Origin of the sequence: Rhodoblastus sp. (assembly GCF_041915505.1) — a bacterium.
Classification (GTDB): Bacteria; Pseudomonadota; Alphaproteobacteria; order Rhizobiales; family Beijerinckiaceae; genus Rhodoblastus.
This window is the reverse complement of sequence record NZ_JAYSBG010000066.1, coordinates 1-13,133: the sequence shown is the minus strand read 5'-3', so window position 1 is coordinate 13,133 and position 13,133 is coordinate 1. Positions and strand designations below refer to the sequence as shown.

General features: G+C 58.8%; 7 protein-coding genes, 2 tRNA genes and 1 pseudogene. 8 read left to right on the top strand and 2 right to left on the bottom strand.

Annotated elements, in window-relative coordinates; translation table 11 throughout:
• Positions 1-111 precede the first annotated feature (111 nt).
• Positions 112-196, bottom strand: a tRNA-Tyr gene (locus tag ACE3S9_RS06550).
• Between the two features lie 178 nt (positions 197-374).
• Here ACE3S9_RS06550 and rlmB point away from each other — a divergent pair.
• The 8 genes from rlmB (at position 375) to ACE3S9_RS06510 (ending at position 12,527) form a co-directional block, all read left to right on the top strand.
• Positions 375-1,235, top strand: a complete 861-nt coding sequence (gene rlmB / locus ACE3S9_RS06545; protein ID WP_374545637.1) for a 23S rRNA (guanosine(2251)-2'-O)-methyltransferase RlmB — start codon at positions 375-377, stop codon at positions 1,233-1,235.
• A gap of 142 nt (positions 1,236-1,377) precedes the next feature.
• Complete coding sequence (locus tag ACE3S9_RS06540; protein ID WP_374545636.1) at positions 1,378-3,054, top strand: MFS transporter; 1,677 nt, start codon at positions 1,378-1,380, stop codon at positions 3,052-3,054.
• A gap of 129 nt (positions 3,055-3,183) precedes the next feature.
• Positions 3,184-3,259 (top strand) — tRNA-Thr (locus ACE3S9_RS06535).
• A 596-nt stretch (positions 3,260-3,855) separates the two neighbouring features.
• Entirely contained in the window at positions 3,856-8,022 is a 4,167-nt protein-coding gene (locus ACE3S9_RS06530; RefSeq protein WP_374545635.1) for a class I SAM-dependent methyltransferase, read from the top strand.
• A 60-nt stretch (positions 8,023-8,082) separates the two neighbouring features.
• The gene (locus ACE3S9_RS06525) at positions 8,083-9,060 is read left to right on the top strand and encodes an SDR family NAD(P)-dependent oxidoreductase (protein WP_374545634.1); all 978 of its coding nucleotides are present in this window, start codon (positions 8,083-8,085) and stop codon (positions 9,058-9,060) included.
• The gene (locus ACE3S9_RS06520; protein ID WP_374545633.1) at positions 9,057-10,946 is read left to right on the top strand and encodes an HAD-IIIA family hydrolase; all 1,890 of its coding nucleotides are present in this window, start codon (positions 9,057-9,059) and stop codon (positions 10,944-10,946) included. The genes ACE3S9_RS06525 and ACE3S9_RS06520 overlap by 4 nt, the downstream gene beginning before the upstream one ends.
• Positions 10,946-11,974, top strand: a complete 1,029-nt coding sequence (locus ACE3S9_RS06515) for a GHMP kinase (RefSeq protein ID WP_374545632.1) — start codon at positions 10,946-10,948, stop codon at positions 11,972-11,974. The genes ACE3S9_RS06520 and ACE3S9_RS06515 overlap by 1 nt, the downstream gene beginning before the upstream one ends.
• Positions 11,961-12,527 (top strand): SIS domain-containing protein, encoded by a 567-nt coding sequence (locus ACE3S9_RS06510; protein WP_374545631.1) that lies wholly within the window; start codon positions 11,961-11,963, stop codon positions 12,525-12,527. Before ACE3S9_RS06515 ends, ACE3S9_RS06510 begins: the two co-directional genes overlap by 14 nt.
• Positions 12,528-12,640: 113 nt before the next feature.
• On the opposite strand, the pseudogene ACE3S9_RS06505 reads toward ACE3S9_RS06510, so the two are convergent.
• Positions 12,641-12,847, bottom strand: a pseudogene (locus tag ACE3S9_RS06505) (transposase); the annotation flags it as partial.
• Between the last annotated feature and the right edge of the window lie 286 nt (positions 12,848-13,133).

The following is a 13,133-nucleotide window of genomic DNA, read 5'->3' as shown; positions in this document are numbered from 1 at the left end:
GGTTACAAACAGTTATGGCCGTTTCAGCGGCGTCAGTGTGCGACACCGTTGTGCGACAGTCAGGCGCAACGTCGGCTGAAAATGTTCTTAAATCAGCATGCTGAAGAAAATTGGTGGGAGAGGTAGGACTCGAACCTACGAAGGCATAGCCAGGGGATTTACAGTCCCCCCCCTTTGCCGCTCGGGACACTCTCCCATCCGGCGGGCTGGGCCCGTCGGAAACGAAAAGGCCCCGTAACGACGGGGCCCTTCGTTGGGGGGCTTATGCTTTTATCCGCCCATTGTGTCAACCGTAAAAACACACGCCTCGCGAACCGCCGATTGTCAAATCGGCGTGCGCGTGAGAGGACAGGCATAAGGCGGCGGAGGCGCGAATGAGGAAGCAGGGCGGACGGCGGACGGAAACGCCTTTTCGTGCGCGAAACGAAAAACCCGCGCGCCAGAACGCGGACAAGGCGCCCCGCAAGGACACGCACAAGCCCGGAGCGCGGACCGATTCGCGCGCCTTCCGACGCCCCTCGCCCGAACTCGCCGGGCTTTACGGCTATCATGCCGTGCGCGAGGCCCTGGGCAATCCCCGCCGCGAAAGCCTCGACTTGTTCGCCACGGCAGCGGCCGCGGAAAAGCTGGCGACCGAAATCGCGGCCAGCGGCGTGCCGCTGCATATCGTCGATGGCGAGGCGCTTTCCGCCCGACTGGGCGCCGAGGCCGTGCACCAGGGCGTGTTTCTGGAAGCCCGCCCCTTGCCGGCGCTCGATGTGAGCGAGATCGAGAGCCGCTCCGGCCTGGTGCTCGCGCTGGATCAGATCACCGATCCGCATAATGTCGGCGCGATCCTGCGCACGGCGGCGGCCTTCGCGGCGGACGCCGTCATCGTGACCGAGCGCAATGCGCCGGAGTTCTCCGGCGTGCTCGCCAAGACGGCTTCCGGCGGCCTCGAACATGTTCCGCTGGTCGAGGTGGTCAATCTCGCCCGCGCCCTCGACCGGCTCGGCGACGCCGGCTATCTGCGCGTCGGTCTCGACTCGGAAGGCCCCGAGAGCCTTGAACATACAATGCTCAGCAGGCCCGTGGCGCTGGTTCTCGGCGCCGAAGGCAAGGGCCTGCGCCGGCTGACGCGGGAAAAATGCGACGTGCTCGCCCGTCTCGACATGCCGGGCGCAATCAAGAGCCTCAACGTCTCCAACGCCTGCGCCGTCGCCCTTGCTGTGACCCGGGCAAAGCTGGCCGAATAGAGATATATACTTAATGCCGAATATATCGCGCGGAAAAGACGGAACGAAGGCTTGCCCTTCGCCGCGCGACAACGGCATATTGACCCATATCAATAAGAAAAAAATCAGAACCTGAAAGATGTCAGGGGAGGAGACTTTTACCATGACCCAGGCCGCTCTGGCGGGGGCGGATGACCGCAGCCGCCCCATGACCCCGCAGGAAAAACGCGTTGTCTTCGCGTCTTCGGCGGGCACCATTTTTGAATGGTACGATTTCTATCTCTACGGCTCGCTGGCGGCGATCATCGCCAAGCACTTCTTTTCCAACGTCAACCCGACCGCGGGCTATATTTTCGCCCTGCTCGCCTTCGCCGCCGGCTTTGCTGTGCGCCCGCTCGGCGCCCTGGTGTTCGGTCGGCTCGGCGACCTCGTCGGCCGCAAATATACCTTCCTCATCACCATCCTCATCATGGGCATTTCGACCTTCCTGGTCGGCCTGCTGCCCACCTTCAACGCCATCGGCTTCATGGCGCCGATTCTGCTCGTCACCCTTCGCCTGCTGCAAGGCCTCGCGCTTGGCGGCGAATATGGCGGCGCCGCCATTTACGTCGGCGAGCACGCGCCCCAGCGCCGGCGCGGCTATTACACCTCCTGGATCCAGACCACCGCAACACTGGGCCTGCTGCTCTCCCTGCTGATCATCATGGCCTTCCGCGCCCTGATCGGCGAGGAGGATTTCGAGCTTTACGGCTGGCGCTTCCCCTTCCTCTTGTCCTTCGTGTTGCTGGTCGCCTCGGTCTGGATGCGCCTCCAGCTCAATGAGACGCCGGCCTTCCGCCAGATGAAGGCGATGGGGCGCGGCTCGCGGGCGCCAGTCACCGAAGCCTTCGGCAAATGGAGCAACGCCAAGATCGCCATCGTCGCTTTGCTCGGCGGCACCGCCGGCCAGGCCGCCGTCTGGTATACGGGCCAGTTCTACGCTTTGTTCTTCCTGACCCGCATCCTCAAGGTCGACGGCGCCACCGCCAATCTGCTGATCGCCGGCTCGCTCATTCTTGGCGCGCCCTTCTTCCTGTTCTTCGGCTGGCTGTCGGACAAGGTCGGCCGCAAGCCGATCATCCTCGGCGGTTGCCTGCTCGCCGCCCTGCTCTATTTCCCGATCTTCCATGGCCTGACGGTCATGGCCAATCCGGCGCTCGCCCACGCGCAGGATACGGCGCCGGTGACGGTCATCGCCGATCCGGCCAAATGTTCGTTCCAGTTCGACCCGATCGAGAACGCGGCCTTCACCAGTTCCTGCGACATCGCCAAAAACGTGCTCGCCAATGCCGGCGTCAGCTATTCGAACGAGAAGGCGCCGGCGGGAGCTATCGCCCGCGTCACGGTCGGCGGCAAGGAGATCGCGTCCTTCGACGGGACCGGGCTCAGCAAGGACCAGCTGGCTGAAAAGCGGAGCGCCTTCCAGGCCGAATTGCTGGCGATGATCGAGGCCGCGGGCTACCCCGCCGCGGCCGATCCCGCGCGCATCAACAAGCCCGCCGTGCTCGGCCTGCTGACCTTGCTGGTCATTCTGGTCGCCATGGTCTATGGGCCGATCGCGGCGCAACTGGTCGAATTGTTCCCGACCCGCATCCGCTACACCTCGCTGTCGCTGCCCTATCATATCGGCAACGGCTGGTTCGGCGGCTTCCTGCCGCCGCTGGCCTTCGCCATGGTGGCGGCGAGCGGGAATATCTATTTTGGCCTGTGGTATCCGGTCTGCGTCGCGCTGATGACTTTTGTCGTCGGCCTGGTGCTGGTGCCGGAAACCAAGGACCGCAATATCTACGCCAGCGATTGAGGCGAAAGGCGCGGGGCGGCGCCCGCCGCCTCGGACACGCGCCGCCGCCGCCCGCCATGCGCCCCTTGGCGCCCCTTGCGCCTCGGGCGGCGGGCTGGTAGCAGATCGCTTCCCGCCGCATGACGGCGCGCCGGTTTAGCTCAGCTGGTAGAGCAGCGGTTTTGTAAACCGAAGGTCGCGGGTTCGATCCCTGCAACCGGCACCAATAAAATCAATACATTGCAGGGAGAAATCACTCCTCACAGCGGATCAATGCCTCGGCCGGTAAGCGCTGGGTAAGCAAATTCGGCAAATTCTTGTGCTCGGTTGGCTTTCCACGCAGTGAGGGGTGGGGTCACGATCCTCGGGCCTGTGCCGGCGCAGCAAAGGTTCTAAACGCGGCCGGATGAAACTTCAGTGGCAGGTCAAAGCTCGCCGCAATTGCTATTTTGCGCAAATAGTTAATTCGTCACTACGCCCTAGAACCGTCGATCTGGCTGGTGATCAAGGTCGCCGATACCATGCGCAACTGAAATGAGGCCAGCGCCACCGTTCGCGACCGCAAGCTCGCGGCAGCGCGAGATATTTTGATTAACATCCACGGAGTTTTGGTCCATAAGGCCCCTCTCAACTGAAGGCAGACTTCGGTCAATACGAAGAGCAGGCGATAGAGCCGCTAACGAAGAGCGAGGATCGACGAGATGAAGTAGTAGTTAGGAAAACTCGCATAGTGCGGCTTTATTTGCAATGTGCAGAGCAAGAGCAGCATTATGACCTCAAGGCTTATGCATTTTGTAAGAATTTGAATGATGGAGGCTCGTCGTGAACAGTTCAATGCTGATGACGGATCAAAGGTTCTCTTCATCGCTTTCCGGCATATGGGCTCTTGCATCCAAAGATTTGGCACCGCTTTTCATGGAGCCTGAGCTTGTTGGCACGCCGAGCGCCTGGTGGACGCATGTGCCCTTCGCTCTTTGGCTTATGACCGCTTGCCGACCTGGTCTTTTTGTCGAACTCGGCACCCATTACGGCGTATCTTATTCCGCTTTTTGCAAAGCCAACGAGATGATGGGCGGCGTCGCTCGTTGTTTTGCGGTCGACACCTGGCAAGGCGATGAGCATGCCGGTGGTTATGACGACTCAGTGTATGAAGGCTTCAAGGCATTTCATGATCGCCATTTTTCGCATTTCTCGACAATGCTTCGGAGAACGTTTGACGAAGCTCTCGGCAATTTCGACGACGGATCAATCGATCTCCTCCATATCGATGGACGGCATCGTTATGAGGACGTGAAGCATGACTTTGAAAGCTGGCTGCCGAAACTGTCCACTCGCGCCGTCGTCATTTTCCATGACACGAATGTTTTCATGAGGGATTTTGGCGTCGCGCCATATTTCGCGGAATTGAAAGCGAAATATTCGACCTTCGAGGTTTTTCACGGGGCTGGTCTCGGCATCGCCCTTGTGGGATCCGACGCGCCGCAGACGCTTCGCGAGCTCTGCGCTGAGGAAGATCCGAGATTGGTCGGCGCATTGCGCCAGCGTCTTCGTCATCTCGGCGAACGCTGGCTCGCTGAAACGCGCGAGAAACTCAATGCAGCCGCCTATGCCGATCAGCTAGCCGCAATCCAGCGTTCAACGGAAAAGCTTGAACAGGTGCCGGAGCGCCTCGCGGAATTTGCTTGTACGATTGACCAGCTCGAGATTGAAAATCGACATCTTAAGAGCCTAGCGAGAGCTCATGTACTCGCGCGTCGCAGCGACGCGTTTCGCGATCTCCGTGCAAATCTTAAATTTTCGCTTCGCAAAGCTGCGTTGAAACTCGTTGGTGCGGCTGGCCGCAAATCGCTTGACCGCATGAAGGATGCAGATCTGGTCCGCCGCTCGAACTTTTTCGATCGGCGCTGGTATCTGGCGGCATATCCGCAAGTTGCGGCGTCCGGCATGGATCCGGCACGACATTATGCGCTTTACGGATTTCGAGAAGGGTGCGAACCGAGCCCGAGATTTTCCGGTCGGCAATACTTGCTGAACAACCCCGAAGTTGCGGAGGAGGGGGCAAATCCGTTGGTTCACTACATTTTGTGTGGTGAATCGGAAGGGCGGAGCTTTTTTCCCAAGATCGCCAAACCGCTGCCCTTGGTCGCCAACTTGGCGCCCGCAGATCGTTTCTCTATATTGTTCGTTTCCGGAGAGCCAAAGACGCCCGGGCACGCTTACCGCGTCGAACGTTACATGGCGGCGGCGAAATCCAATGGCTGCGACGCTTTCTGGGTGGAAGCGGCGGATTTGACGAAACTGAATCGCAACTTCTACGATGTCGTGATTATCTGGCGCACCCTTTGGTCTTCTGAAATCGAGCAATTGGTCACGAGAATGCGCGAATTTGGCGCCAAGATCGTTTTTGACGTCGATGACCTGATGATCGTTCCGGAACTCGCAAAGAGTGAATTAATTGACGGGATTCGGACGCAAAGCCTGACCGAAGATCAGGTGAAGGGCCATTACGAATCTGTGCGGCAGTCGATGCTCGCCGCCGACGTCTGTTTTGCCACTACGCAGGAGCTCGCATTTCATATGCGCCGCGCGGGCAAGGCGACGCATGTGTTGCCGAATGGCTTCGACCAATCCATTCACGATTTTTCTCGTGTTGCGGCAATTCAATGGCGATCTCAAAAGGACGGATTGATCCGCATCGGCTATGCTGGCGGCTCGAAGACGCATCAGCGCGATTTCGCTTTGGCGGTCGGCGCTTTGGCGGAGGTGCTGCGTGCACGGCCAAATTGCCGGCTGGTTTTGTTCGAGACGCCGGATAAAACAACTTCCTTGGTCGATGTTGCGGAATTTCCCGCGCTGAAGCCGGTGCTGGACCAGATTGAATGGCGTCCCTTGCAACCCCTGTCAGAGTTGGCAAAGGAAATGGCGCGCTTTGACATCAATCTCGCGCCGCTTGAATTTGGCAATCCATTTTGCGAAGCAAAAAGCGAACTTAAATTCTTCGAAGCGGCGCTTGTGGACACGCCAACCGTGGCCTCGCCGACCGGGCCGTTCCTGCGCGCCATCGAGCATGGCGTCGACGGTTATCTGGCAGCGAGCGCCGACGATTGGCGGGAATATCTCATGCGCCTCGTTGATGACGCTGACCTGCGTAAAAAAATCGGCCGAGCTGCCTATATCAAAGCTTTAGCCAAATTCGGGCCGCGACAACGGCATCTACAATTCGGCCGCGTGATCGATCAATTGAATGGCGGCGCGCGGGCGGCCCGCGGTTTTGCGCTCGAAGCGGCCCAAACGAGACCGAAAATTTCGCCGCCGAAGGTTTATCCGTCGAACGTCATATTCGAAAGCAACAAAGGCGGGTGGTCAGAAGTGGGCGTCGTCATCCCGCTCTATAATTACGAGACGGTTGTGGTAGAAGCGCTGGATTCGGTCGCCCGGCAGACCTTGACGAATCTCGACCTTGTCATCGTCGACGGCTGTTCGACCGATAACTCGCTGAATGTCGCCAAGACTTGGGCGGAACGGCATGCCGACCGGTTCAACCGAATTATCGTTCTGCAGAACCAGGCCAACTATGGGCTCGGTTTATGCCGCAACTCGGGTTATGACGCGGCCGAAACAGCATATATTTTGCCGCTCGACGCCGATAACCGGCTGCTGCCGGAATGTTGTGAACGACTGCTCGAGTCGATCAAGGCGAGCAGTGCCGCTTATGTATATCCTATTATTCAGCATTTTGGCGCTTCGCGCGCGCTGATCACAGATTTGCCTTACGATCCGCAGCGTTTCGTGCATGGCAATTACATCGACGCGATGGCGCTTGTCGCCAAAGAAGCCTGGGCGATGGTCGGAGGTTACGAACATATCCGTCACGGTTGGGAGGATTATGATTTCTGGTGCCGCATCGCGGAACTTGGGCTCGCCGGCGAGTTGTGCAACGAAATTCTCGCCGAATATCGCGTGCACGATGCTTCAATGATGTATCAGCAAACGATGGTGCCGGAGAATTACCTTCGCCTGATCGCGAGTTTTGAAAAGCGGCACGCTTGGGTATCGCTTATCGACCGTGAAACCCGCCGCGTGAAGGCGACGCCAAACGCCGCCTATCGTCCAAAAGCTTCGCGGCTCGACGATCTGCTGCCGATTTTGCGATGTCCACTCTCGGGGCAGAAGCTCACTTATTCCGACGACAAACTCGGCCTCGTTACGTTGGATGGCTTGAGGCGCTGGCCGATCGTCGAAGGACGCCCGGTGTTCACGCCCGACAACATGTCGCCGGAAATCCGGCCCATGGATCTGATCTCCAATGACTTACCTGAACCTGCGCGTGCGATCATTGCTGAAACGAAAGGATTTGTGCTCAACTTGAGCGCCGGCGGTTCCGATCAGAAGTTCGATCATGTGGTGGAGGCCGAATACGCGATCTTCCGCCACACCGACCTAGTCGCCGACGCGCATTTCCTCCCCTTCGACGACGAATCCTTCGAAGCCGTGCTGTCGATGAACGCCTTCGAGCATTATCGCGAGCCGCAAATGGTCGCCGCCGAGTTGTTGCGGGTTCTTAAGCCTGGCGGCCGCATTCACGTTCGCACGGCATTCCTCCAGCCGCTGCACGAAAAGCCTTGGCATTTTTATAATTGCACACGCTATGGCATGGCGGAGTGGTTCAAGTCCTTTGATACGGAAAAACTCGACGTATCCTCCAACTTCTGCCCCAACCATACAATTTCATGGTTGGCGTCGGAATGCGAGACGGTGCTGCGCGCCGACCTTGCCGCGGAAGCCGCCGATCGCTTCGCCGCGACGCCAATGCGGGATTTTGTCGAGATTTGGCGCAACCCTGCTCAGAGGCAAAGCAGGATATGGACCGATTTCGAGGCGCTGTCGCAAGATCGCCAGGAAATCATCGCTGCCGGTTTTGAATTCATCGGTCGCAAGCCGGACCGGAAGAGTGAAGGCAGCAAACACCTGTCGGCAATTGTCAGATAATAAAGCCTTGGCGCACTTGGCCATCCGGGTCTTTAGCCGCGGAAGGCATCGGAGTTGCATATGAAAGACAATAAGTTACATGTCGTGACAGGTGCTGCTGGCTTTATCGGCAGCCAGCTCGTCGATCTTTTGCTTGAGCAAAATCATCGCGTTTTTGGAATCGACAATTTCGTGCGCGGCGAGGAGGCCCATATCGCAGCGGCGCGCAAGAACAAAAATTTCGCATTCGCCAAAGTCGATTGCGCCAACGAGCAGGCCGTTCTGGCGACTATGGAGCAGTACGGGCGGAATGCCGATATGATCTGGCATCTGGCCGCTAATTCGGACATCGGCACCGGCGGGTCTGATCCGTCCATAGACCTACGCGATACATTCATGACGACCTATTGCGTCGCCCAGGCCTGCCGTAAATTTGGAATTCGCAAGCTGGCCTTTGCCTCGACTTCGGCAATTTACGGCGACCATGGTCCCATCGCGCTGCATGAGAACGTCGGTCCTCTGTTTCCGATCTCGAACTATGGCGCAATGAAACTGGCCAGTGAAGCTTGCCTGACCGCTTTGTCGGAGGCGGCGCTGGACCGCCTATGGCTGTTCCGCTTTCCCAATGTCATCGGCGGCCGGGCCACCCATGGCGTAATTCACGATTTTCTCGATCGGCTCGCGAAAGCGCCGGATGAGTTGCGGGTGCTTGGCAACGGATCGCAGTGCAAACCCTATCTCTATGTCAACGATCTGCTTTCGGCGGTGTTCATGATCGTCGAAAAAGCCTCGGAGCGCGTGAATTGCTTTAATATCGGCCCTTCCGACATCGGCGTCACCGTGCGCGAAATCGCTGAGATCGTCGTGAGCAAGGCGTCTCCCGGTGCGCGGATTGTCTATGGATCCGAGGATCGCGGCTGGGTCGGCGACGTGCCGCGCTTTCATTATGCGATTGACAAGCTTCTCGCCTTGGGTTGGCGGCCGCAATGTCCGACGTCGCTTGACGCCGTCGAACGGGCGGTCTCAGTCCAGGTGGCGGAACGAATGGCGATCGCATGACCAGGCAAGCGGTTATCCTCGCTGGCGGTCTCGGCACACGGCTGCGGACCGTCATCGGTAATGTGCCCAAGGCGTTGGCGGAGGTCGGCGGCAAGCCCGTTCTCGGCCATCAGCTTGAGCTGTGCCATCGGCACGGATTCGACGATGTGGTGCTTCTGCTCGGTCATGAGGCGGCGCAGGTGCAGGACTACGTGGGCGACGGCTCGCACTTCGGTCTGAGCTGCCGCAGCGTGATCGAGGATAGGCCGCTGGGCACCGCCGGTGCCGTGTTGGCCGCCAAGGATTTGCTTCAGGACGATATTCTCGTGCTGTATTGCGACACGATGCTGGACATCGATCTGGAGCGGTTTTGGCGCTTCTTCGAAAGGCGCAAAGCGGCGGCGGCCCTTTTGGTACACCCTAATGACCATCCTTTCGACTCCGATCTGGTCGTGACGGACGCCGAAAACCGCGTTACCGGCTTCTCCCGTTGGCGCGAGGACGCAGCGCCGTTGCGCAACTTGGCCAGCGCCGCGCTTTACGTAATGAACAAAAAAATTCTCGAAAGCGTTTCCCCTCGCGAGGGCACCCTGGACTTCGGCCGCCACGTCTTTCCCGAGCTTATTGCGCGCGGCGAGACGCTCTTCGCCTATCGCTCCGTTGAATATATCAAGGACCTTGGCACGCCGGAGCGCCTAGAGAAGGTCAATCGCGACTACGCCGTCGGAAAGGTCGCCCCCCAGCGCAGCGGCCGTCCGCGCGCGGCAATGTTTATCGATCGCGACGGCGTGTTGAATGTCGAGCGCAACGGTGTTCTTGATCCGGGGCAAATGGAGCTTCTGCCGGGCGCCGCCGACAGCGTGCGCAGGCTCAACAAGGCTGGGCTCGCCACAGTTGTGGTCACCAACCAGCCCTGCGTCTCGCATGGGACGCTGAGCGAGGCGAAACTCGACGCGGTTCACGCCGCCATGGAGCGCGATCTCGCGCATAATCACGCTTTCGTCGACGCGATCTATTATTGTCCTCATCATCCCCACAAGGGCTATGAGGGAGAGCGGGTCGAGTTCAAGATCGACTGCAATTGCCGCAAACCGAAACCTGGCATGATCCTCAAGGCGGCGGATGAGCTTTGCCTCGATCTCGCGGGTTCCTGGATGATCGGCGACCGCACGGGCGACATCGGCGCGGCGAAGGCGGCTGGTGTCCGCTCGATCCTGGTGCGTGGCGGCCATGGCGGCCGCGACGGCGCCAATGACGTGGAGCCGGATTTCACGTTTGAGGATCTGCCCGAGGCCGTGGAGTTCATTCTTGACGCCTATCCGGTCATGCGCGCCTTTTGCGCGGCTTTTATCGAAAAGAACGTCCGGCCAGGCGCACAGATCCTGGTTGGCGGCCAAGCCCGCACCGGGAAAAGCACCTGGGCGCGGATCCTCGCGGAAGTGTTGCGCGAAAAGGGATTTGATGCGGTCACGCTGCCGCTCGACGCCTGGCTCAGGGATTTGTCGGACCGTGGCCCGGACGTGCTGGCGCGATATGACCTTTGCACGGTCTCGAATGAACTATTCCGCCTGCGGTCCGCGGAAGCGTCCGTCGAAATCGCAATTCCCGTATACGATCGCGCGGCACGCAGACGCATTGGCGAAAATTCGCAGGTCGTTCCATTTGGCGCCGTCGTGATCTGCGAAGGTGCCCCGGCGTTGGCAATCGAGGCGCCAGGTGCTCTGCGCCTCGCCGCATTCGTTTCAGAAACAGCGCGACGCGCACGTTTCGATGCCTTTTATCGTTGGCGAAACGAAAGCGGCGTAAGCGAGCGCTACTGGAACGCGCGACTCCTTGATGAAGCTCCGATCATCAGCCAACTCTGCTCTTCCGCCGAAGAGCTGCCCACATTCGAGGCCAAAAGCTAATGATTATTGGAAAAGCGCCTTTGCGCATGAGTTTTCTTGGCGGCGGCACGGACCTTCCATCTTACTATCGTAAATTCGGCGGTCTGGTTGTCAGCACCTCGATCGACAAATACGTCTTCGTCGCGATCAATCCTAAATTCGACGAGCGTTTGCGCGTCAGCTATTCGGTCACTGAAAACGTTAATCATAGCGGCGAACTGAAGCATCCGCTGGTCAAGACCGCGCTCGAGCTCAAGAACATTCGCGGCGGCGTCGAGATCACGTCAATCGCCGACATACCCAGCGGCGGCACCGGACTTGGCTCATCGAGCAGTTTTACCGTTTGTTTGTTGCAAGTACTTTCCGCGTACAACGGCGAATTTTGCACGCCCCAGGACTTCGCGGAGACTGCGTCACATATTGAGATCAATTTATGCGGCGAGCCAATTGGCAAGCAGGACCAATATGCGGCTGCTTTCGGCGGCCTCAACATGATCGAGTTTCATCAAGACGACAGTGTGCAGGTGACGCCCGTCGTCTGCAATCAGGAATACTTGCACAAGTTCGAGCGCCAAACCCTGTGTTTTTACACCGGGCGCACGCGCTCAGCCTCCGACATCTTGCAAGAACAATCAGCGCGCTCGCGCGACGATCAGATCGTCATCGACTCGCTTAACGCTCTGAAAAATCTTGCTCGGGATTTTGTAAAAAGCCTTTATGCCGGCGATATGCAAGCCATGGGCTCTATTCTCCATGAGGGCTGGATTCTCAAGCGCGGCCTTTCCGCCAATATCACAGACACCGCGATCGACCGCCATTACGAAACGGCGCGCAACGAGGGCGCCTATGGCGGCAAGCTGCTTGGAGCGGGCGGCGGCGGCTTCCTGATGGTCCAGGCCCCGGAAGAGCGCCACGACGCAATCGTCCGCGCGCTGTCAGGCCTGCGCCCCGTGAGCCTACCCTTTTCCACTGAAGGCTCGCGCATCATCTTCTACCATCCGCCGAAAAACGGATATTTGAAAGGGAAGCCCACGAATGGCCAAATGTGATGGTCTTGCAGATCGCTATCTGAGCAAACTGATCGCGCTCCTCAACGTTCAAAGTCGCCGCGAGATCGATGAGGCAGTCAACGCCATCGCCGAGGTTTGGCAAGCTGGCAAGCAGATCGTCGTGTTTGGCAATGGCGGTAGTGCGATCACCTCGCTGCATTTCGTCACCGACTGGGCGAAATCGATCTCGATGAGTTCCGGGAAGCCCTTCCTGTGCCGCACGCTCGTCGACAACATGGGCCTCCTTACCGCCTATTCTAATGACGTTTCCTATGCAGACGTATTCCGCGAACAGCTCAAGGTAGTGCTTCAACCCGGCGACGTGGCTCTCGCCATTTCGGGCAGCGGCAATTCAGAGAATGTCATTCGCGGCGTCGAATACGCCAATGAGATCGGTGCCGTGACGATCGGCCTGTGCGGTTATCGTGGCGGCAAACTCAAAAGGATATGCCGGCACGTTGTCTGGGCCGATGTCGATGACATGCAATTGTCGGAAGACCTGCACGCCATATTCGGACATATCGTCATGCAGGGGTTATGCGGGATGATTTGATGGTTATTGATGACATTAATTCTTGATGATCGCGGATGGTATCGCCGCCTTTATGGCGAACCGCGCCGGGGCGAAATATTGGCCGGTCCCCATTTGGTGGTCCGATTTGAATGTTATTGCCTGATGGGCCTTGGCGCTACTGCCGGGGCGGCCGGCGAGGCTGGTTCGGATTGTGCAGCCGGCCATAGAACGGCTTCTGGAGCCGGCGGTTTGTAGCCGAGAGACGAATGTGGCCGAACCTCGTTGTAATGACGCCGCCAGCTTTCGATCACCGTTCGAGCCTCGTTAAGCGTATAGAAAATCTCGCCGTTGAGCAGTTCGGTAACCCTCCGGTGAAGGCCGCGGGCTGGACAAGTCGCCGAGGATCGACGCGAGCGTAACAGGATTTGAACGCTATCCGCGATAACTTTCACCGCATCTACCGAAAAGCCCTCCGGCGCGAGGCTCGCGCGCTGAAATCGATGGCGCATCCGCTGATCCTCCAATGAATCAGCTAAAGCGTATCCCTCCGGCGAGGGCCGTCTGGCATTGACTGCGCGGAGCGCGGATAGGTGATCGGAGTGGCGCGGTGATCGTGTCCACTTGTGGATAATGGACACTATCTCT